Origin of the sequence: Variovorax sp. SG517 (assembly GCF_013376045.1) — a bacterium.
In the GTDB taxonomy this organism is placed as follows: Bacteria; Pseudomonadota; Gammaproteobacteria; order Burkholderiales; family Burkholderiaceae_C; genus Variovorax.
In genome coordinates, this window is sequence record NZ_JABMJG010000005.1 from 459,321 (window position 1) to 480,577 (window position 21,257).

Annotated in this window: 20 protein-coding genes; 7 read left to right on the forward strand and 13 right to left on the reverse strand. The window is 68.1% G+C overall.

Annotated features, from left to right (window positions below; all coding sequences use genetic code 11):
• Window positions 1-10 precede the first annotated feature (10 nt).
• Window positions 11-931: a polysaccharide deacetylase family protein gene (locus FHT32_RS17980; protein ID WP_176665961.1), complete on the reverse strand. Its 921-nt coding sequence runs from the start codon at window positions 929-931 to the stop codon at window positions 11-13.
• A gap of 13 nt (window positions 932-944) precedes the next feature.
• On the reverse strand, window positions 945-1,373 hold the full coding sequence (locus FHT32_RS17985) for a nuclear transport factor 2 family protein (protein WP_176665962.1): 429 nt from the start codon (window positions 1,371-1,373) through the stop codon (window positions 945-947).
• Window positions 1,374-1,637: 264 nt separating this feature from the next.
• Here FHT32_RS17985 and gshB point away from each other — a divergent pair, with 264 nt between their 5' ends.
• Window positions 1,638-2,597, forward strand: coding sequence for a glutathione synthase (gene gshB / locus FHT32_RS17990; protein WP_176665963.1), 960 nt, complete (start codon window positions 1,638-1,640; stop codon window positions 2,595-2,597).
• A 29-nt stretch (window positions 2,598-2,626) separates the two neighbouring features.
• Here gshB and FHT32_RS17995 read toward each other — a convergent pair whose 3' ends face one another.
• The 4 genes from FHT32_RS17995 to FHT32_RS18010 all read right to left on the reverse strand — a co-directional run bounded on the left by FHT32_RS17995 (window position 2,627) and on the right by FHT32_RS18010 (window position 8,480).
• A complete protein-coding gene (locus FHT32_RS17995; protein ID WP_176665964.1) occupies window positions 2,627-4,846 on the reverse strand; it encodes a TonB-dependent siderophore receptor in 2,220 nt (739 codons plus the stop codon).
• 112 nt (window positions 4,847-4,958) lie between these two features.
• A complete protein-coding gene (locus FHT32_RS18000) occupies window positions 4,959-5,726 on the reverse strand; it encodes a class II glutamine amidotransferase (protein ID WP_093203832.1) in 768 nt (255 codons plus the stop codon).
• 53 nt (window positions 5,727-5,779) lie between these two features.
• Window positions 5,780-6,919: an ABC transporter substrate-binding protein gene (locus tag FHT32_RS18005; RefSeq protein ID WP_176665965.1), complete on the reverse strand. Its 1,140-nt coding sequence runs from the start codon at window positions 6,917-6,919 to the stop codon at window positions 5,780-5,782.
• A gap of 73 nt (window positions 6,920-6,992) precedes the next feature.
• The gene (locus tag FHT32_RS18010; protein ID WP_176665966.1) at window positions 6,993-8,480 is read right to left on the reverse strand and encodes a DHA2 family efflux MFS transporter permease subunit; all 1,488 of its coding nucleotides are present in this window, start codon (window positions 8,478-8,480) and stop codon (window positions 6,993-6,995) included.
• 135 nt (window positions 8,481-8,615) lie between these two features.
• On the opposite strand from FHT32_RS18010, the gene FHT32_RS18015 reads away from it, so the two are divergent.
• The gene (locus FHT32_RS18015) at window positions 8,616-9,986 is read left to right on the forward strand and encodes a putative zinc-binding metallopeptidase (protein WP_176665967.1); all 1,371 of its coding nucleotides are present in this window, start codon (window positions 8,616-8,618) and stop codon (window positions 9,984-9,986) included.
• Here FHT32_RS18015 and FHT32_RS18020 read toward each other — a convergent pair.
• Genes FHT32_RS18020 through FHT32_RS18035 form a run of 4 tightly spaced genes read right to left on the reverse strand, consistent with a single transcriptional unit; the run spans window position 9,977 to window position 12,737 of the window.
• Window positions 9,977-10,210, reverse strand: coding sequence for a cysteine-rich CWC family protein (locus tag FHT32_RS18020; protein ID WP_176665968.1), 234 nt, complete (start codon window positions 10,208-10,210; stop codon window positions 9,977-9,979). The two genes, FHT32_RS18015 and FHT32_RS18020, sit on opposite strands and share 10 nt — an antisense overlap.
• Complete coding sequence (locus FHT32_RS18025) at window positions 10,207-11,463, reverse strand: 6-phosphofructokinase (protein ID WP_176665969.1); 1,257 nt, start codon at window positions 11,461-11,463, stop codon at window positions 10,207-10,209. The genes FHT32_RS18020 and FHT32_RS18025 overlap by 4 nt, the downstream gene beginning before the upstream one ends.
• Window positions 11,464-11,520: 57 nt before the next feature.
• Window positions 11,521-12,336, reverse strand: coding sequence for an enoyl-CoA hydratase-related protein (locus FHT32_RS18030; RefSeq protein WP_176665970.1), 816 nt, complete (start codon window positions 12,334-12,336; stop codon window positions 11,521-11,523).
• 32 nt (window positions 12,337-12,368) lie between these two features.
• Complete coding sequence (locus FHT32_RS18035; RefSeq protein WP_176665971.1) at window positions 12,369-12,737, reverse strand: DUF2917 domain-containing protein; 369 nt, start codon at window positions 12,735-12,737, stop codon at window positions 12,369-12,371.
• An 82-nt stretch (window positions 12,738-12,819) separates the two neighbouring features.
• On the opposite strand from FHT32_RS18035, the gene FHT32_RS18040 reads away from it, so the two are divergent.
• Window positions 12,820-13,755, forward strand: coding sequence for a LysR family transcriptional regulator (locus tag FHT32_RS18040; RefSeq protein WP_176665972.1), 936 nt, complete (start codon window positions 12,820-12,822; stop codon window positions 13,753-13,755).
• A gap of 22 nt (window positions 13,756-13,777) precedes the next feature.
• Here the strand turns inward: FHT32_RS18040 and FHT32_RS18045 are convergent, their stop codons facing one another.
• Entirely contained in the window at window positions 13,778-14,293 is a 516-nt protein-coding gene (locus tag FHT32_RS18045; RefSeq protein WP_256099054.1) for a fasciclin domain-containing protein, read from the reverse strand.
• Between the two features lie 474 nt (window positions 14,294-14,767).
• Here FHT32_RS18045 and FHT32_RS18050 point away from each other — a divergent pair, with 474 nt between their 5' ends.
• The 3 genes from FHT32_RS18050 (at window position 14,768) to FHT32_RS18060 (ending at window position 16,286) form a co-directional block, all read left to right on the forward strand.
• Entirely contained in the window at window positions 14,768-14,992 is a 225-nt protein-coding gene (locus FHT32_RS18050) for a hypothetical protein (protein ID WP_019655612.1), read from the forward strand.
• Complete coding sequence (locus FHT32_RS18055) at window positions 14,985-15,764, forward strand: hypothetical protein (RefSeq protein ID WP_176665974.1); 780 nt, start codon at window positions 14,985-14,987, stop codon at window positions 15,762-15,764. Before FHT32_RS18050 ends, FHT32_RS18055 begins: the two co-directional genes overlap by 8 nt.
• A gap of 84 nt (window positions 15,765-15,848) precedes the next feature.
• Entirely contained in the window at window positions 15,849-16,286 is a 438-nt protein-coding gene (locus FHT32_RS18060) for an EamA family transporter (RefSeq protein ID WP_020723164.1), read from the forward strand.
• Here FHT32_RS18060 and FHT32_RS18065 read toward each other — a convergent pair.
• Window positions 16,276-17,592: an MFS transporter gene (locus FHT32_RS18065; protein WP_176665975.1), complete on the reverse strand. Its 1,317-nt coding sequence runs from the start codon at window positions 17,590-17,592 to the stop codon at window positions 16,276-16,278. The genes FHT32_RS18060 and FHT32_RS18065 overlap by 11 nt on opposite strands.
• 142 nt (window positions 17,593-17,734) lie before the next feature.
• On the opposite strand from FHT32_RS18065, the gene FHT32_RS18070 reads away from it, so the two are divergent.
• Window positions 17,735-18,943, forward strand: a complete 1,209-nt coding sequence (locus tag FHT32_RS18070; RefSeq protein ID WP_256099039.1) for a YhcG family protein — start codon at window positions 17,735-17,737, stop codon at window positions 18,941-18,943.
• Window positions 18,944-19,004: 61 nt separating this feature from the next.
• Here the strand turns inward: FHT32_RS18070 and FHT32_RS18075 are convergent, their stop codons facing one another.
• Entirely contained in the window at window positions 19,005-21,179 is a 2,175-nt protein-coding gene (locus tag FHT32_RS18075; RefSeq protein ID WP_176665976.1) for a malate synthase G, read from the reverse strand.
• Window positions 21,180-21,257 lie beyond the last annotated feature (78 nt).

Below are 21,257 nucleotides of genomic sequence, written 5' to 3' on the forward strand. Positions count from 1 at the left end.
CGGGCGCGGCTCAGTCGAATACCCCCGGCCGCTCCTTCTCGAGCCCGGCCACGTGCGAGGCGATCGCACCGGGCGTGGTGAACCAGATTTCGCCCCGGTCGCGCGCCTGCGCCAGGCGCGTGAGCGCCGTGCGCAGGTGCCTCAGCCGGTAGGGCTGCCCTACGATGTAGGGGTGCAGCGCGACGCCCATCACCAGCGGCTGCGCGCGCGACTGCTCGAGCATTTCCTCGAAGTTGTCGATCACCATCGCGCTGAAATCCTTTGCGTCCATCAGGCGGCCGACGATCATCGGGATGTCGTTGAGCTCCTGCGGGTACGGCACCGACCAGAGCGATCCGCCGCGCGTGCGCATGCGCAGCGGCTGGTCGTCGTGGCACCAGTTGAGCGTGTAGCCGTAGCCGGTCTCGGCCAGCAGGTCGGGCGTGACGGCGCTTTCGGAGATCCACGGTGACAGCCAGCCCGCTGGCGCCTGCCCGCTTTCACGCAGCATCCGCTCGCGGCAACGCAACAGCAGCGCGCGCTCGTGTTCCTCGTCGAGCACGCCCTGGCGTTCGGCGTTGCTGTGGCCATGGCCGATCAGCTCGTCGCCGCGCGCCACGAGCGCCTGGACCAGCTCCGGGCAGTGGTCGTACAGCGCGGTGTTGACGAGCGCCCCGGTCGGCAGCGCGAGCGAATCGAACAGTTCGAGACAGCGCCACGCGCCCACGCGGTTGCCGTACTCGCGCCAGCCGTGGTTGAGCACGTCGGGCTGCGGCGAGGCCGGGCCGATGCATGCGCCCAGCCCGTCGCCGAAGGCGAAGTGCTCGACGTTGAAGCCGATGTACACCGCCAGCCGTGCGCCGTTCGGCCACGCGTAGTCGGGCCGCCGCGTGATCGGCCGGTAGTCGAAGCGGTCGTGCGTGGGAAGCCGGTCGGGCCAGCGCGTGCTCATGCGGGCGGCCTCATCACAGCACGGCGAGGCCGGCGCGCACCAGCAGCCATTCGGCACTGTCGTTCCACACGTCCATCTGCACGATCAGGCCGTGGCGCACCACGTAGCGGTCGACGTACCGGTTGCCCTCGAAGGCCGTGCCGTCGGGCCACGCACCGTAGAGCGTGCCGAGGCTGTAGACCACCGTTTCCTCGGGCGTGCCGCCGGCCACCGTTTCGGTGCGTTCGATCTTCTTCTTGACCCAGGCGTAGCGCCTGGCGTTGAAGGCCGAGGTGTCGGCCGGCGCGTGCATCGGGCGGTTGCCGGTGAAGCGGATGCGGATGTCGGGCGCGGTGAAGCGCGAGGCCGACTGCGGGTCCGGAATCATCACCAGGCGCAGGAATTCGTCGACCACGGCGGCGGGATCGAGCGCAGGGCCGCCCTGCGAAATGGATGTGTCCACGAGCTTCTCCGGGAGTTGTCGGAGGTGGAGACACGCAATTCCCGTGCCGGATGGTTGACTTTATCGGGCTTAGATTGTTGACCATCCTGCGACTGCGGGCGCCCGGCACAATCGCCCCATGTGCGTTGCGCGTCCAGGCCGGCCGCGGCGGGCCGATGAGAAAAAAGCCCCCGTCGGCAAGGACATCGCCGCTTCCGGCAACATCGCGCCCCGATACCCATGCCAATGGCCGCCGCGCCCCGGCAACGCAAGAAAGAACGCCTGATGAAAAACATCCTCTTCGTCGCCGATCCGCTCGATCACTTCAAGATCTACAAGGACACGACCTTCTCGATGATGCGCGAGGCGCAGCGCCGCGGCTACCGGATCGCCGCCTGCCTGCCGCAGGACATCCAGTGGAAGTCGGGCGGCGTGGTCACGGCCACGGTGCAGCAGATCACGCTGACCGGCGACGCGAAGGACTGGTACCGCGTCGACATCTCCGAAACCAAGGCGCTGAAGGATTTCGACGCCGTGCTCATGCGCAAGGACCCGCCCTTCGACGCCGAATACATCTACGCCACGCACCTGCTGGAGCAGGCCGAGCGTGAGGGCGCGCACGTGGTGAACAAGCCGCGCGCGCTGCGCGACCACCCCGAGAAGCTCGCGATCATGGAGTTTCCGCAGTTCACCACGCCCACGCTGGTGACCCGCAGCGCGCAAGCCGTGCGCGACTTCCACGCGGAGCACGGCGACATCATCCTCAAGCCGCTCGACGGCATGGGCGGCATGGGCATCTTCCGCGTGAAGCAGGACGCGCTGAACCTCGGCTCCATCGTCGAGACGCTCAACAAGGACGGCGCCGAAACCATCATGGTGCAGCGCTTCGTGCCCGAGATCTCGCAGGGCGACAAGCGCATCCTCATCATCGCGGGCGAGCCCGCACCCTTCGTGCTGGCCCGCATTCCGCAGGGCACCGAGGTGCGCGGCAACCTGGCAGCCGGCGGCAAGGGCGTGGCCCAGCCGCTCACGCCGCGCAACCGCGAGATCGCCGAGACCGTGGGCCGCGCGCTGGCGCCCCGCGGGCTGCTGCTGATCGGGCTCGACGTGATCGGCGACTCGGTCACCGAGATCAACGTGACCAGCCCGACCTGCTTCCAGGAGATCACCGAACAGACCGGCTTCGACGTGCCGGCGATGTTCATCGACGCGCTCGAGGCGAACCTGCGCGAGCAGGGCCGCTGAGCGCGCCGCCGATCGGCCGACCCAGTCGATCAGAAGTCGATCGTGCCGCTCACCGCGAAGGTGCGCGGCGCACCCAGCACCAGGTAGTTGCTGCCCTGCGTGCCGCCCACCGAGGCCCAGTACGACTTGTTGAACAGGTTGTCGATGCGCGCGCGCAGCGTGAGCAGGCGGCCGTTGCCCAGGTCGACCAGGTAGCGCGCCCCCACGTCGAAGCGCGTCCACGACGGCACCGACTGCGTGTTCGCGGCGTTGGCGTACTGTTTCGAGGTGTAGAGCACGCGGGCGTTCAGCGACAGGTTGCGCACGCCGGGCACGTCCCATTCGGCGCCGAGGTTGGCCTGCTGCCTGGCCACGCCGATGGCGGTCAGGCCGTCGGTGGCGCCGCCTTGGGTGTTCTTCTGCTTGGCGTCCAGCAGCGTCAGCCCGCCGAGCAGGCGCAGGCCCTTGGCGGGCTGGCCGAACACCGACAGCTCCAGGCCCTGGTTGCGCTGCTTGCCGTAGAGGCCGTAGGTCTGGCCCGCGTAGTAGTACGTGGGCTGGTCGGTGGTGAAGAACGCAGCGCTCGCGCCCAGCGTGCCGCCGTCGTACTTGACGCCGATTTCCTTCTGCTTGGCCTGGTACGGCGCGAAGATCTCGCCCGCATTGGTGACGGGCAGGCCGTTGACCGTACCCGGTGCCACGTTGCCCTTGACGAGGCCTTCGATGTAGTTGGCGTAGGCCGAGACGGTCGGCGTGATCTTGAACACGACGCCGGCCACCGGCGTGGTCTTGCTCTTGTCGTAGGTGCTCGACTGCTTGAGCGTGGTGTAGGCGTAGCTGGTCTGCTCGATGGTCTGGCGGCGCGCGCCGAGCGTGACGAGCAGGCGGTCGTCCATGAACGACATGGTGTCGGCGATGGCCACGCTCGAGGTGTCGATCCGGTCGGTCAGGCGCGGGTCTTCCAGCGTGTTGCCGGTGAAGGAATTGGCGACGGGGTAGGGCGACGCGTAGGGCGCGTAGATGTTGTTGCGGATGGTGCCGCGCGAGATCGTGTAGGCGTTGTCGCGGTCGTTGCTGTACTTGGCCGCCGAGACCACCACCGTGTGCTTCACCGGGCCGGTGGCGAAGTTGCCGCGCACGCCGATCTCGGCCGTTCCGATGCGGTCCTTGCGGGTGTTGCTGAAGCGCGTGTTGCTGGTGTTGCCGAAGGCGTCGGCGAGCGTGGGGTTCGACAGCACGTTGTCCTCGTCGCTGCGGCGCACCCCGCCGGCGGCCCAGGCCGTGATGCTGTCGGTGATGTCGACTTCGCCGCGGAAGGTGGCGAACTTGTCCTTTTCCTTCGAGTAGGTCCAGGGCTGGGCAAAGTTGGTGCGGGCGTCGGGCGCGCGCGGGATCGGCAGCGTCGACGAAGGCGTCAGGCTCGGGCGGCCGTCCTTGAGGTCGTAGTCCTGGTAGCCGAAGTCGGCCGACAGGCGCACGTTGCGGTTGTGCCAGTCGAGGCCGACGTTGAAGGCGCCGAGCTGCTGGCTCTCGTTCTTCACGCCGGTGCCGCCTTCGCGGCGCACTGCGTTCACGCGCACGCCCAGGCTGTCGTCGGGGCCGAAGCGGCGTGCCAGGTCGAGGTTGACGTAGCCCTGGCCTCCGGTCTGCACGCCGAAGCCGACGCGGGTGAGCGGCTCGTTGGGCGCGCGCTTGGGCAGCAGGTTGATCGCGCCGCCGATGCCGCTGCCGCCGGGGGCCGCGCCGTTCAGGAAGGTGTTGGCGCCGCGGAAGACTTCCACGCGCTCGAAGAATTCAGAGGCAATGTACTGGCGCGGCAGCATGCCGTAGAGGCCGTTGTAGGCCACGTCGTCGGAGTACACCGGGAAGCCGCGCACCACGTAAAGCTCCTGGAAGTTGCCGAAGCCGCGGGCCTGGCGCACCGAGGGGGCGTTGAGCAGCACGTCGGCCACGCTCTTGGCCTGCTGGTCCTGGATCAGCTCGTTGGTGTAGTTGGTGCTGGAGAAGGGCGTGCTCATCATGTCCTGGTTGCCCAGGATGCCGACCCGCCCGCCGCGCGACACCTGTCCGCCGGCGTAAGGCTTGGTCAGGCCCTCGGCCGAGGCGTCGGCGCTGGCCTCGACGGTCACGGTGGACAGCGTGCCGCCGCTGGAAACCACCGGCCCCGCGGTTCCTGTGGCGGTGGACTGCTGGGCCAGGGCCGCCGCGGCATTCAGCGCGAGCAGCGTTGCGGCCACGGTTGGCCGGAGATGGAAAAAGGAAGCGGGCATGAACGGTTCTGTTTGCAAATGAGAACCGTTATTGTTTACTTTTCTGAACCCGCCCGTCGATACTTTCCTGCAATGCCGCCAAAAAATGTCGGGCTTAAGACCGGCTTCGGCCTCAGCGTCCGACGCGCTGCCCGTCCACGAACACCTGCAGCTCGCCCGGCGCGAACTGCGTCCACGTCTCGTTGGTGGTGAGCGGCGCGGTCACGACCACGGCGACGCGGTCGTTGGGCGTGGTGTGCTGCGCGAAGTCGATCTCCAGGTCTTCGTCCGACAGCTGCGCCGTCACGAAGGGGTGGCGGCGCTCCACGTACCAGAGGTTGGTCGAGGCATGCGCCCACAGCGCCTGCCCGTTGGACAGCATGAAGTTGAAGGTGCCGTGGCCCGCCAGTTGCGGTGCCAGTTCGCGCAGGGTGAGCGTCAGCTCCTCGATGCTCGGCACGCCCGCGTGCGACTTGGCCAGCTCCTGCATGATCCAGCAGAAGGCATGCTCGCTGTCGGTGTTGCCCACCGGGTGGAAGTTGCCGTGCAGGCGCGGGCGGAACTCCTTCAGGTCGCCGTTGTGGGCGAATACCCAGTAGCGCCCCCACAGCTCGCGCACGAAGGGGTGGCAGTTCTGCAGGTTGACCTCGCCCTGCGTCGCCTTGCGGATGTGGGCGATGACGTTGCGGCTCTGGATGGGGTAGCGCCGGATCAGATCCGCCACCGGCGATTCGCTCGCCGGCTGGTGATCGACGAAGTGGCGCAGCCCGCGATCCTCGAAGAACGCGATGCCCCAGCCGTCGGCATGGTGGTCGGTGCGGCCGCCGCGCTGCGCGAACCCCGTGAAGCTGAAGGTCACGTCGGTCGGCGTGTTGCAGTTCATTCCTAGCAATTGGCACATGGCGCTATTAGAGCGCGAGTGCCGGCCGACCGGACGGCGGATCCGTTCGCCGGTCAGCGCACGAAGCGGCCTTCGGGCGTGACGCGCACCATTTCGATGAAGCGCGAGCCGGTGGCGTTGCCGGTGGAGAAATCGATGTCCATGCCGGCCAGGCGGAGCTTGAGCGCGCGCAGCGTCGCATGCAGGCGGGCGCGCGTCAGGTCGCGGCCGGTGCGCTTGAGCGCCTCGATCATCACCAGCCCGTTCAGGTAGCCCTCGAAGCTGCCGTAACCCACCGGCACCTGCGCCCGCTCCGCCAGCCGGCGGTAGTCGCGCGTCACGGTCTCCACTTCGCCCCAGGGATAGGGCATGACTTGCGAGATCGCGAGGCCGCCTGCCTGCAGGGCCACCACCTTGGCCGTGACTTCGCCCGGCACGATCGACATGCCATAGAACATCGGCTTGCTGCCGGCGGCGTAGGTGGCCTTGATCACCTCGCCGGCCACGGTGCCGGCCAGGTACATCAGGATGGCCTGCGACTGGCTGTCTGCCAGCGCCTTGCCGGCTGCGGCGGCGTCGGAGCCGTCGCCCTTGGCGACCACCTTGGCCGTCGGCACCAGCTTGTGGGGGACCATCGCCGCCTCGATCAGCTTGACCGCCTCGGCGCCGCCGGGGTTGTCGAGATGGGCGATCGCGATCTTGTTCACGCCGATGGTCGCCAGGTGCTCGACCAGGGCCTGCGCTTCACGGGCGTTGCTGGCGCGCACGAAGTAGGCCGAGCCCGCGACGCGTTCGCGCGCGCTGTCGCCCACCCCGTAGCCGCCCACGCTCGGTGCGCCGCTCTGCTGCAGCAGCTTGGCGGCGGCGGCCGTGGTGCCCGAGCCCACGCAGCCGAAGAAGGCGAACACGCGATGGTCGTTCAGCAGCTTGGTGTAGTTTTCCAGCGCCTTGTCGGCCTTCAGCTCGTCGTCCAGCGCCACCATCTTGATCTTGCGCCCGTTCACGCCGCCTTGTTCGTTGACGGCATCGAACGCCAGCGCGGCGCCGTTGTGCACGACCTTGATCTGCGATCCGAGCGGACCGCTCAGGACGGCCGAACTGCCGAGCACGACTTCACCGTCGCTCACCCCCGCTTCGGCGGCTTGCACGGAGGAGAGCCGAGCGAGCCCGGCGGCGGCCACCGCCGTCGAGGCGATAAAACTTCTGCGTTGCATGTAACACCCATCCCAGCTGATTTAACAAATTCTCACAATTAGAGATGATGGGTGCTTTCGTGCTACTTGGTGCTTACCCTTGTTGTGGCGTGCGGCGCAACTGCCACGCCGCGCAGATGGCCAGCGCGCAAAGGCCCGCGAGCATCGCGAAGACCTCGTCGAAGGCCGCGAGCCGCGCCGGGCTGGTCATCGGGTTGGCCAGCGAATCGCCGTGCGCCGCGAGGCGCCATTCGAGCACGATGGCGCACAGGCTCACGCCCGCTGCGCCGCCGAGCATGCGCACGAAGTTGATCGCGCTCGCGCCCTGCGGGATCAGCGGCTTGGCCAGCGGCCGCATCGAGCCCAGGTTGAGCGAGGGCAGGATGAAGCCCAGCCCGATGCGCCCGATGATCGCGAAGGCCACCAGCAGCCACAGCGCGCTGTCCAGCCGCAGCACCATCATCAGCGCGAACGAGGCCGCCAGCAGCGCGAGGCCGATGGTCACCAGCACCCAGGTCGGGTGCTTGTCGGCCAGCCGCCCCACGCCCGCGATGGTGAGCGCCAGCACCACGCCCGCCGGCAGCAGGATGGTGCCCACGTGCGATGCCGACAGGTGCAGCCCCACCTGCATGTACACCGGCAGCAGGTAGGTCGAGCCGAACAGCGCCGTGCCGTAGATGAAGGCGACCACGCTGCCCATCGCGAACTGCCGGTAGCGGAAGAGCGCGAGGTTCATCAGCGGCGTGCCGCCCGAGGCCGCGAGCCGCCGCTGCCACCACACGAAGACGCCGAACGAGGCCAGCGCGCCCGCCAGCAGCAAAGCCGCCTGCAGCGGCGAATCGCCGCGCAGCGCCACAAGGCCGTTGAGCAGGCACAGCGTGCCGACCGTGCCCAGGGCGAGTCCGCGCGCGTCAAGCCCGTCGCCGCGCGCAGCCGCCACGCCGCCGGGCGCGGTCTTGGGCACGAACTTGTAAGCCAGCCACAGCGACGCGAGGCAGAACGGCACCACCATGAAGAAGATCGAGCGCCAGCCGAACAGGTCGACCAGCACGCCGCCGATGCTCGGCCCCACGGCCGGCGCCAGCACCACGCCCATGCCGAAGATGCCGCTCGCGCGGCCCTGCTCGTGCGGCTCGAAGGCGCGCAGGATGATGATGGCCGGAATGGGCTGCACCACGCCCGCGGCCAGCCCCTCGGCCACGCGCGCGAACAGCACCAGCGAGAAATCGTTGGCCACGCCGCCCACGATGCCGCCCACCAGCAGCAGGACCATCGTGCCCACGTAGGTGCGGCGGTAGCCGTAGCGCGACAGCAGCCACGGCGTGGTGAGCATCGACACCGTCATCGCCACCATGAAGCCCGAGCTCACCCACTGCGCGCGTTCCTGGCCGAGCGAGAAGTGGTGGCTCATGCCCGGAATTGCGACGTTGACGATGGTCGAGGACATGATCGACGCCATCGTCCCCACCATCACCGACAGCAGCAGATACCAGCGGTAGCGTTCGCCATAGCGCTGGCGCAGCGTGCCGATGGAGGGCGGGGCCGGCGTGCTCGCGGCTTCTGGGATCTGAGGGGAGGTCATGGGGGCGGCGGAATGTCTCGGGTCCGTCGTCCTACAAGCATATCGGGCTTTGCGCGGCGGGATTCGCAGCGGGCAGGCCCAAAATCCCAGCGCTGTCCCCTCTGCGTCAAGAAGATGAACCAAGTCGACAACAGCATGAATGCTTCATCCGGCGAACAAGCCGATGCTCAGCCCGCCGCGCCAGGAGACGCGGAAGGCGCGATCACTCCCGCGGTCGGGCAGGCCGCACCCGCTCTCGCAGCCGAGCCGGCCGCGTCCACCCTCGCCACCGAACTCGCCGCGCCCACGGTCAGCCGCGCCTACCGCTGCCAGTGCGAGCGCCCCATCTTCCTGCGCAACAGCGAGTGCCTTGCCTGCCATACGCCGCTGGGCTACGTGATCGAGCGGCTCGGCGTGATGCCGCTCGCGCCGGCAGCAGGCGAGGGCGCGCAGCCCGACACCTTCACCGTGTTCGGCGATCCGCACGGCAAGACCTACCGCCGCTGCGCGAACTTCCTGACGCCGGCCGGCTGCAACTGGATGGTGCCCGCCGCGCGCGAGGGCGAAGAGCTGCCGCCCGACACCCACGGCCTCGCGCCCGGCTACTGCCTGGCCTGCAGCGTCACGCGCACCATTCCCGATCTTTCGGTGGAAGGCAACGGCGAGCTGTGGCGCAAGCTGGAGACCGCCAAGCGCAGGCTGATCTCGCAGCTGCTCGCGCTGGGCCTGCCGGTGGTGAGCCGCCACGCCGATGCCGTCCACGGGCTGGCCTTCGACTTCCTCAGCAACACGCCGGGCGGCCCGCACGTGATGACCGGCCACCAGGACGGCGTGATCACCCTCAACGCCGAAGAGGCCGAGGACGCCGTGCGCGAGCGCATCCGAGCCGAGATGCGCGAGCCCTACCGCACGCTGCTGGGCCACTTCCGCCACGAGGTCGGCCACTACTACTGGGACCTGCTGGTGCAGCCCACGCAATGGATCGACGACTTCCGTGCGCTCTTCGGCGACGAGCGCGCCGACTACGCCGCCGCGCTGCAGACGCACTACGAGCAGGGCCCGCCGCCCGACTGGGCCGATCGCTTCGTGAGCAGCTACGCAAGCACGCACCCGTGGGAAGACTGGGCCGAGACCTGGGCCCACTACCTGCACATGGCCGACACGGCCGACACGGCGATGAGCTTCGGCGTCGACGCGACCAACGTCGAGCTCACGAGCGACCTCTTCACCCCTGCCGATCTGTGGCAGCCCGACGACCCCGACGCCGGCAAGTTCCTCGACTTCATCAACGGCTGGGTGCTGCTCACCAACGTGCTCAACGAGCTGTCGCGCAGCATGGGGCAGCCCGACTACTACCCCTTCGTGCTGCCGCGCGCGGCGGTGGGCAAGCTGCAGTTCATCCACCGCGTGGTCACGCAGCAGCGGCCGGGCGATGCGCCCTCGATGGTGGTGGCCGCCGACGTGGCCGAGTCCGCGCCGGAGCCGGCGCAAGCAGAAGCGCCGCAGCAGGCCCCTGGTCAGTCCTGAGGCGCGGCGCCCGTCGCGCAGCGCATGCAGATGCATGCGAGCCCGCGCATCTCTTCCGGCAGGTTGGTGAGCGGCGCCCTGCTGAAGTCGACCTGCATGCACCAGCACGGCGGCTGCGCCTGCCCGGTCTCGCGCTCGATCTCCATCGCGCAGCGGTTCGCCTCGCCGCACAGAGGGCAGCGCGTGGCGTCGATCAGGCCGGGGACGGCCTCCGTGGTCATCATGAAATCTCGAAGGCCGGCAGCTTCTTCGCGACGATGCCGTTGCGCAGCGTCGCGTACACCGGCAGGCCGCCGCTGTAGGCGGGGTAGTCCTCGCCCTCGATCAGCGGCAGCAGGTAGCGGCGGCACTTCTCGGTGATGCCGTAGCCGTCGTCGGAGATGAAGTCGCGCGGCATCGGCTTCTCGACGTTGGCGACCGATTCGAGCGGCGCGCTGCCCAGGCGGTAGGCGTACGGCACATCGGAAATGCGCTCGATGGTCGGCATCACCGCGTTGCGGCCTTCCAGCGCGAGCTCGACCGCGCGCTGCCCCAGTTCGTAGGCCTGCCGCACGTCGGTGGCCGATGCAATGTGCCGCGCCGCGCGCTGCAGGTAGTCGGCCACGGCCCAGTGGAACTTGTGGCCCAGCGCGTCCTTGACCATCTGCGCCACCACCGGCGCCGCGCCGCCGAGCTGCGCATGGCCGAAGGCGTCGCGCGTGCCCTGCTCGGCGAGGAAGGTCCCGTCGGGGTGATGGCAGCCCTCGGACACCACCACCGAGCAGTAGCCGTGCTGCTTCACCAACTCGTCCACGCGTGCGAGGAAGCGTGCCTTGTCGAATTCGATCTCCGGGAACAGCACCACCACCGGAATGCCCTGGTCCGCCGCAAGCCCGCCGGCGGCCGCGATCCAGCCCGCGTGCCGGCCCATCACCTCGAGCACGAACACCTTGGTGGAGGTGGCCGCCATCGAGCGCACGTCGAACGAGGCCTCGATGGTCGACACCGCCACGTACTTCGCGACCGAGCCGAAGCCGGGACAGCAGTCGGTCAGCGGCAGGTCGTTGTCGATGGTCTTGGGCACGTGGATGGCCTGCAGCGCATAGCCCATCGACTGCGAGAGCTGGCTCACCTTGAAGCAGGTGTCGGCCGAATCGCCGCCGCCGTTGTAGAAGAAATAGCCAATGCCGTGCGCCTTGAACACCTCGATCAGCCGCTCGTACTCGCGGCGGTTCTTCTCCAGCGACTTGAGCTTGTAGCGGCACGAACCGAAGGCGCCCGATGGCGTGGTGCGCAGCGCCGCGATGGCTTCGGCCGATTCGGCGCCGGTGTCGATCAGCTCCTCGGCCAGCGCGCCGATGATGCCGTTGCGCCCGGCGTAGAGCTTGCCGATGCGGTCAGGGTGCCGGCGCGCCGTCTCGATCACGCCGCAGGCCGAGGCGTTGATGACCGAGGTGACGCCGCCCGACTGGGCGTAGAAGGCGTTGGGGATGGACATGCGCGGCATTGTCCTGCAGCCCCCAGGCCGGCGCCAGTGGACGCCGGTGTCGGAATGTCAGCGGTTCTCGAAGACCGGCGGGCGCTTCTGCAGGAAGGCGCTCACGCCCTCGCGGAAGCTGGGCCGGTCGATCAGCTCGCGCTGGCGCTCGCTCTCGTAGTGCAGTTGTTCCTTCAGCGTGTGGCGCTCCGAAGCCTCGAAGGCTTCGCGCGCCTCGATCACCGCGTGCGCCGGCAGGCGGGCGAGGCGCTGCGCGATGCCCTTGGCCTCTTCGAGCAGCTGCTCGTCGTCCACGCAGGCCCAGATCAGGCCCCACTGCACCGCGCGGCCCGCGCCCACGCGCTCGTCGAGCAGTGCCATGCCCATGGCGCGGGCTCGGCCGGCGCGACGCGGAATCGCCCAGGTGCAGCCGAGGTCCGGCACGATGCCGAGCTTGGGCAGGAAGGGCAGGTAGAAGTAGGCGCTGCGTGCCGCGATGGTCACGTCGGCCGCGAGCGCCAAGCCCACGCCCGCACCGGCGGCCGGACCGTTCACCGCCGCGACCACCGGCACCGGCAGCGTGCGCAGCGTCTCGATCAGCGGGTTGCTCAGGCTCTGCATCCACTCGGCTGTCTGCGTGCCGAGCGACTTGCCCTCTTCGGGCGGCGCCATCGCGCTCAGGTCGGCGCCCACGCAGAAGGCCTTGCCGGCGCCGGTGAGGATCACCGCGCGCACCGAGCGGTCGTCGCGGATGCGCTCCAGCGCATCGCGCAGTTCGACCTGCAGGCCCTGCGCGATAGGGTTGAGCTTGGCGGGCAGGTTCAGCGTCAGCGTCGCGATGCCGTCGGCCTGCTCCTGGAGGATGAAGGGTTGTGCGGGGGTGTCGGAACTCATGGCATCGATGGTTCGATGCGCATGGGGCCCGGTCAAGCCGGGGACAACCCGTGGGGCCGCAGTCGCCATGGCGACCATGCGCGCGGCGAAGGCGCGGGCAGCGGCATTGCGGCCGGGCGTGCGTCCGACACCGTGATGCACGACGGCTCCAGCGCCGACACCAGCACGCGCCGGTGGTCGCCGCCCTCGAAGCGCTCGCCGGGCTCCAGCACGATGTCGCGCGTGTCGCTGTCGATGGTGATCCACACCGAGCCGCTGCGGCATTCGATGCCCACGCCTGCGCCGTCGGGCACGGCGAAGACCGAGCGCTTCGGCAGGCTCACATGGAAGCGGGAAGAGCTGGACGAGAAAGTCACGGAGGGAAAGGAAGAAGAGGTGGAAGAGGAGGACGAGGTGCTCATGGCAAGCTCCATTGCATTCACTATGCGAATGAATATAGTGAGCCGAGTCCCTCTTTGCACACGGTCATTTGGAACTCGTTGCATGCGTCCAGAGAATGCGAAAGCCCCCGGCGCCATCGGCGGCGAACTTCCCCCGCTCGAACTGCTGCGCAGCTTCGAGGCGGCCGCGCGCCGGCTGAGCTTCACGCTGGCGGCAGCCGAACTGCACCTCACGCAGTCGGCCGTCAGCCGGCAGATCCAGCAGCTGGAGGCCAGCCTGGGCGTGCTGCTGTTCGAGCGTCGCCACCGCGCGCTGTCGCTCACCGAGGCCGGCGGCGTGCTGCAGCGCGCGGTCACCGACAGCCTGGAGCGTTTGCGCGACGCCACCGCGCGGGTGCGTGCGAGCTCCGCGCCGCGGCAGGTGGCGATCACCACCACGCCGGGCTTCGCGTCGATCTGGCTCATACCGAAGCTGGCGCGCTTCACCGGCAGCCATCCGCAGGTCGACGTGCGCGTGTCGGCCACGCTGGACGTGCTCGACCTGGAAAGCACCCGCATCGACCTCGCGGTGCGCTTCGTGCCCATCGGCCGCGGCGTGGGGCCGGCGCTGTTCGAGGAGTCGGTGATCCCGCTGTGCGCGCCGCAGGTGGCTGCATCGCTGCGCGAGCTGTCCGATTTCTCGAAGCTCACGCTGCTGACGGTCGAGTACCCCGACCACAGCGAAGCGCCCACCGCCGACTGGGAGCCCTGGCTCAAGGTGATGGGGCTGGACGACCTGCGCATGAAGAGCACGCTGCGCTTCACGCAGTACGCCGACGCCGTCTCCGCCGCAGTGGTGGGCCAGGGCGTGGTGATCGGCCGGCTGCCGCTGCTGAGCGAGCTGGTGCGCGACGGCCGGCTCGTGGCGCCGCTGGGCGAGGGCGTTGCCTCGCACCGCGGCTACTTCATCGAGATGTCCAGGCGCGCCGCGGGCAACCGCGACGCGCAGGAGTTCGCGCAATGGCTGCGCGACGAGGCCGAGGCCGCGCAGCGCAATTGACGAAAGCGCAGAGCCGGGCCGATCAACCCGGCAGCAGCACCTTGTTCACGACGTGGATCACTCCGTTCGACTGGTAGACGTTGGCGATCGTCACCGTCGCCGTGCCGCCCTTGGCGTCGGTCACCAGCACGTTGCCGCCGCTCATCGTCGCTGTCAGCGTGCCGCCGCTCGCGGTCTTCAGCGTGGCCTTGCCGCCGCCTGCGTTGATCGCGCTCATGAGCGCAGCGCCATCGAGCTTGCCGGGCACGACGTGGTAGGTCAGCACCTTGGTCAGCGTGGGCTTGTTCTCGGGCTTGAGCAGCGTGTCCACCGTGCCGGCGGGCAGCGCCGCAAAGGCCGCGTTGGTGGGCGCGAACACGGTGAAGGGGCCGGGGCTCTTCAGCGTGCCGACGAGATCGGCGGCCTTCACGGCGGCGACCAGCGTGGTGTGGTCCTTCGAGTTCACGGCGTTGTCGACGATGTCCTTCGTCGGGTACATCGGCGCGCCGCCGACCATCGGGTTCGATGCGCCGCTGCTGCTGTTGCCGCTCATGCCCATGCCGCCCGCGCAGGCTGCGAGAAGGACAGAGACACCGGCTGCGATCACGAGTTTCTTCATTGAAGTCTCCTGGAAAGATGATGGATGGTTCGTTCTCGAGGCTCTCTGTGGAAACCGCCAACAGCTCGGAGGCGCGATGCGCTTGAACCTGATACGCCACCTGCGCGTGATTGGATTCATTCGCCTGCCACGTAGGCTTTGCGCCACACAAGCGATGCGCGGTACTTGCGCATCGAACGCGTGCTCGACAGAATCCGCCCTTCGTTTTTCAGCAACAGTTTTTGCTCCCTTCGCGCCCGGCGACGATCGACCTCCCGGGTGCCACACCAATCCAATGAACCGTTTCCTGAACACCTGACCCGCACACCGACCGCCCCGGCCGGACGTGCATCCACGCATCCGCCGAGGCCCATCGACAAAGGCCCCGCGCAGCCATTCGCCGGGGCTTTTTTGTTTTTCGGAGTGTGTGCACATATGAGTGCTCAACGAAGGGCCCGCGACGACGACAAGCGTCTGGGCCGGTTCTATTTCTCAGTGCCGAACGCGGCACCCCGCAACCCCGTGGTGGCCGCGCTGGCACGCCGCGAAGCGAGCCAGAAGGCCGGCCGCCACCTGCGCACCCACAGCGCCGAGCGGCGCGCGCAGAAGGTGGCGCTTCAGAAGGCAGCGCGCAGCATCGGGAGGTCCGACGATGCGTGAAGACATGGACAAGGTCATCGTCGAGCGGCCGCGAAGCGGCTGGCGTGTGCAGGGCGACGGACGCAAGTGGCGCAACGGCAAGGAGGCAGGTTCGCGCATCGGCATGAAGCGCGGCTACAAGCACAGGAAGTGGCTCAACGAAAACCTCGCGCCGCTCAAGCGCTGGCTGCACAAGCAGGTGCACCGGCCATGGGACAAGGTGTATGCGGAGCTGTGCAGCGGCATCGACAAGCGCAGCACGGTGCAGGCGCACATCTTCGAGCACATCGAGGACTTCGTGGACCGCGGCGCGGTGATGCGAGATGGCGAAGTGCTGGTGCGCGCTTCCCGGTGGGGGCGCGGCGATCGCGTTCCGCTGGAGGAGGCCTCCAGGGTGGAGCTTTTCGTGCATCCGGTCACCGGCATCCTGCTGCCCAATCGACGCGTCACACAGGCGCGGCAGCGCGAACGCGGCGAGAGGAACGGGCAGCATGGAAAGAATGAGGAGCTGTCGTTCGTCGAGATCGACGAACTCACGCAATGGCACCGCGTAAACGGCGACTGGTTCGAGATCACCTTGGCAACCACGCCGCCGATGAAGGCGCCCGGTGTCTGGGACAAGCGTTTCGACGTGCTGCGACGCTGCTTCGTCAGGACCACGTGTGCATGGGGCCGGCCGGAGTTCGGCGAGTCGAGCAACCAAGCGATGTACGGACGCCCCGACGTCTATGCCGCAACCAAGCGCCAACTCAGCCGCAAGGAGATCCGCGCGCGCCTGGGCGAGGACGCCTGACGCCGTTCGTCAGGTAGAGCAAAGCCGCAGCGCGCATGATGAAGACTGAAGACGCCGGCGTTGTCGCCGATGAAAGAAAGCACGATGAATCTCACCGCCTCCAACTGGTTTCTCTGGGCCGCGCTGTCGGCCGTCTTCGCCGCGCTGACGGCCATCCTCGCCAAGCTCGGGCTGGCCGGCGTCGATTCCGACATGGCGACGCTGGTGCGCACCGTGGTCATCTTCGCGGTGCTGCTCGTCTTCGTGAACGCCACCGGCAAGTGGACGAACCCGCTGCAGCTGTCGCCGCGCACCTGGCTCTTTCTCGTGCTCTCGGGGCTCGCGACGGGCGCGTCGTGGGTCTGCTACTTCCGCGCGCTCAAGGTGGGCGATGCTTCGCGCGTCGCGCCGGTCGACAAGCTCAGCGTGGTGCTGGTCGTGCTCTTCGCCGTGATGTTCCTGGGCGAGCGGCCATCGGGCCGCGAATGGGCGGGCGTGGCGATGATCGCGGGCGGCGTGCTGATGCTGGCGATCAAGCGCTGAGCTGCGCCGCCGGCCGTGCGGACGCGCGCGGCAGCAGGAGGAACGCCAGGTTGCCCGCGGCCAGCATGCCGGCCACCGTGAAGAACACAGCGCGGAACGGCTCGACACCGTTCACCACGGCCCACGACGCGGCCACGCCGGTGGTCCACTGCATCAGCGAGACGCCGAGGAACATCGCCATGTTCATCAGCGCCATCGCGCGCCCCGTCATCGCGGCCGGGTAGGCGTTCTTGGTGTACGCGTACTGCAGCACGCTGTAGCCCGAGAGAAGGCCGTAGACGATCGGCAAGCCGATGTCGACCATGCGTGATTGCGTCAGCGCCATCGCGCCGAACATCAGCGTGCCCGCGAGCGCGCAGCCCATCATCCAGCGCGTGCGCCGCGCGCCTCCCGGGTCCATGCGGCCGAAGAGCGTGGGGCTGATCATGCCGGCGACCGTCATCACCAGCGCGACGTTGCCGCTGGCCACCAGCGAGAGGCCGTGCCGCTCGTGCAGCACAGGGCCGAGCCACAGCCCGCGCAGCGTGATGAAGGCCGCGTACGACACGCAGGCGAAGCACAGCAGCCCCAGCGTGTGGGGCATCGCGAACAGCGGCAGCAGCTCGCGCACGGCCTTGCGCAGAGACTGGCGCTCGGTCTGACCCGCAGGCGTGGGGTCTGCTGCGCGCGCAGGCTCGCGTACGCGCCAGAAGATCAGCATCCACGAAAGCACCGCGAACGCCGCCAGCACCGCATAGCCCACGCGCCACGACGAAGCCTCGATCAGCAGCGCCAGCGGCGTGCCGGTGAACAGGATGCCCATGCCGGCCAGGCTCATCACCAGCCCCGACATCGCAGTGAAGCGCGAGGCATCGAAGTGCCGCGCGATGAACACCGTGCAGGCCAGGAAGGCCGGCGCGCAGCCCACGCCGACCAGCGCCTGCCCCAGCAACAGTGCGTGGAAGTTCGGCGCCATCGCGCACAGCACCGCGCCCGCGACGGCCAGCGGAAAGGCCGTCAGCACCGTGCGGCGCACGCCCAAGATGTCGATCGACACGCCCATCGCGAGCTGCATGATCCCGAACATGAAGTGGAAGGTGCCCGCCCAGGTCCCGAGCTCCTGCGGCGTGAGCCCGAAGTGGCTGGTGAGCGGCGTGGCCATCATGGCGCCGACGGTGCGAAAGGCCTGGCTCAGGGCGAAGGCGGTGGCCAGGGCCACGAGCATGGCGGCCGTGGAAGAAGACCAGCGCGAAGAGCGAGTAAGGCGTGAGCCGGGACCGGCGTTGCCGGATTGCTCCGCGGGCTTGGGTGCCGCGTTCGGATTCATTGGGAGCGAGAAGCCAGGAAGGTTGGGGCGGTCATGATGCTAGTTGATCATCTTGCGCATGGTCTCGGCGGCGACGCTTGCGAGGACTCGCCCCGCGAAGAAGGCTGCCTCCATAATTTCCGGACAATCCCAGGGTCGCGCATTGCCAAAGACTGACACTCCCTCCCGCTCCCGTGCAGCCAAGCCGGAAGCCAAGAAAGCCACCCGGCCGCTTTTCAGCCGCGTGCGAGAGATCCTCGATGCTGCGCGCGCCCGCGTGGTTCGCACGGTCAACACCACGCAGGTGGCGGCCAACTGGCTGATCGGGCGCGAGATCGTCGAGGAGGAGCAGCGAGGTCAGCGTCGGGCGGGCTATGGCGCCAAGCTGCTCGCCGATCTGTCGACGCGCCTGACGGCCGAGTTCGGCCGAGGCTATTCCGCCGACAACCTCGAAGCGTTCAGGCAGTTCTACCTGGACTATCCGCAGTTGATTTCCGAGACGCCGTCTCGGAAATCGGCCGCGGCGGCGGCACTGCCTCCTCAGACCATTTCCGAGACGGCGTCTCGGAAATCCGGTGACCCGGCGGGCTGGCATCCTGGGACGCTGCATCCGTCTCTCTCGTGGAGCCATTACCGCCAGCTCCTGCGCGCAGCGCGCCCGGAGGCGCGAGCCTTCTACGAGATCGAAGCCATCCGCAGCGCGTGGTCGGTGCGCGAACTGCAGCGCCAGATGGCCAGCCTGCTGTACGACCGCCTGGCCAAGAGCAAGGACAAGAAGGGCCTGATGCGCCTGGCGACGCACGGCCAGGAGGTGATGCAGCCTCTCGATGTCCTGAAGGACCCGGTGGTCATCGAATTCCTGGACTTGCCGGAATCGCCGAAGCTGGTCGAGTCGAGGCTGGAGCAGGCGCTCATCGAGAACCTGCAGAACTTCCTGCTCGAGCTGGGCAAGGGCTTTGCATTCGTGTCGCGCCAGGAGCGCATCACCATCGATGGCGACCACTTCTACATCGACCTGGTCTTCTATCACACGGTGCTCAAGTGCTACGTGCTCATCGATCTCAAGGTCGGCAAGCTCACGCATGGCGACCTCGGCCAGATCCAGTTCTATGTGAACTACTACGACCGCGAGCGTCGCACCGAAGGCGACAACCCGACGCTGGGCGTCATCCTTTGTCCGGACAAGAACGATGCAGTGGTGAAGTACACCCTGGGCGAGCAGCAGGAGCGCAACATCTTCACCAGCCGCTATCAGCTGCACCTGCCGACGGAGAAGGAGCTTGAGCGCGAGCTGCGTCGCGAACTCCGCCAGCTGTCGATGGACGAGGTGCCGCTCAAGGCGGCTGCCAGGAAGACCAGGCCGCGCGCATGAAAAAAACGGCACCCGAAGGTGCCGTCTTTCTAGCGATGGAGCATTGCCTCCAGTGGGCCGATCAGGCCTCGCCCTTCACCTTCAACCGCCACGCATGCAGCAGCGGCTCCGTGTACCCGCTCGGCTGCTCGATGCCCTTGAACACCAGGTCCTGCGCTGCCTTGTAGGCAGCCGAGGTCGTGAAGTTGCCGGCCATCGGCTGGTACAGCGGGTCGCCCGCGTTCTGCTCGTCGACCACCTTGGCCATGCGTTGGAAGGTCTCGTCGACCTGGGCCTTGGTGACCACGCCGTGCAACAGCCAGTTGGCGATGTGCTGGCTGGAGATGCGCAGCGTGGCGCGGTCTTCCATCAGGCCGACGTTGTGGATGTCGGGCACCTTGGAGCAGCCCACGCCCTGGTCGATCCAGCGCACCACGTAGCCGAGGATGCCCTGGACGTTGTTGTCGATCTCCTGCTGGCGCTCTTCGGCGGTCCACTTGGCTTCGGCGGCGATCGGCACCTGCAGCAGGGCGTTGAGGATGTTGTCGCGCTCTGCGTCGGCGTCGATCTTCTCCAGTTCCTGCTGCACCGCGGTCACGTTGACCTGGTGGTAGTGCAGCGCGTGCAGCGTGGCGGCGGTGGGCGAGGGCACCCAGGCGGTGTTGGCGCCGGCCTTGGGGTGGCCGATCTTCTGCTCGAGCATGGCGGCCATCAGGTCGGGCATGGCCCACATGCCCTTGCCGATCTGCGCCTTGCCGCGCAGCCCGCTGGACAGGCCGACGAGCACGTTGTTCTTCTCGTAGGCGCCGATCCACGCGCTGGACTTCATGTCGCCCTTGCGGATCATCGGGCCGCCCTGCATGGCGGTGTGCATCTCGTCGCCGGTGCGGTCGAGGAAGCCGGTGTTGATGAAGGCCACGCGCGCGGCAGCCTCGGCGATGCAGGCCTTGAGGTTCACGCTGGTGCGGCGCTCCTCGTCCATGATGCCCAGCTTCACGGTGTTGGCGGGCAGGCCCAGCAGCTGCTCGACGCGGCCGAACAGTTCGCTGGCGAAGGCCACTTCGGCCGGGCCGTGCATCTTCGGCTTGACGATGTAGATGCTGCCGGTGCGCGAGTTGCCCTTGCGCTTGAGGTCGATGGTGGCGATGGTGGTGGTGACCACGGCGTCGAGGATGCCTTCCGGGATCTCCTTGCCGCCTTCGTACAGCACGGCCGGGTTGGTCATCAGGTGGCCCACGTTGCGCAGGAACATCAGCGAGCGGCCGTGCAGCTTCAGGGGCTTGCCGTCGGCGCCGGTGTATTCGCGGTCGGGGTTCAGGCCGCGCGTGAAGGTCTTGCCGCCCTTGGCGACTTCTTCCGTGAGCGTGCCTTCGACGATGCCCAGCCAGTTCGAGTACGCGACCACCTTGTCGGCCGCGTCGACCACGGCCACCGAGTCTTCCAGGTCGAGGATGGTCGAGAGCGCGGCTTCGAGCACCAGGTCGCTCACGCCGGCGGCGTCGCTCTTGCCGATGGGCGTGGAGCGGTCGATGCGGATGTCCAGGTGGATGCCGTTGTGCTTGAGCAGCACCGACGAAGGCGCGGCGGCGTCGCCCTGGTAGCCGACGAACTGCGATGCATCGGCCAGGCCGGTGCTGCTGCTTTGCAGCGCGACGACCAGCTTGCCGTCCTTCACGCTGTAGCCGGTGGCGTTCTTGTGCGAGCCGTTGATCAGCGGCGCGGCCTGGTCGAGCACGTTGCGCGCGAACTCGATGACCTTGGCGCCGCGCACCGGGTTGTAGCCCTTGCCCTTCTCGGCGCCGCCGGTCTCGGGAATGGCGTCGGTGCCGTAGAGCGCGTCGTACAGCGAGCCCCAGCGGGCGTTGGCCGCGTTCAGCGCATAGCGCGCGTTGAGGATGGGCACCACCAGCTGCGGGCCGGCCTGCAGCGCGAGTTCGGAGTCGACGTTCGCGGTCGTGGCCTTCACGCCCTTGGGCTGGGGCAGCAGGTAGCCGATCTTCTCGAGGAAGGCGCGGTACGCCGGCATGTCGGCGATGGGGCCGGGGTTCTTCTTGTGCCAGGCGTCGAGCTCGCTCTGCAGGCGGTCGCGCTCGGCGAGCAGGGCGACGTTCTTCGGCGCGAGGTCGTGGACGATGGCGTCGAAGCCCTTCCAGAAGACGTCGCTGGCCACGCCGCTGGCGGGGAGGACCTTGTCCTCAATGAAGCGATGGAGCTCGGTCGCGACCTGGAGGCCGTGGGCGGTGGTGCGGGCGGTCATGTGGGTTTCTCCTTGAGAAAGATGCAATCCTGGGATGAACTTTATTCGATACTTTGCTGGTGAGTAGGAGCCTGAATC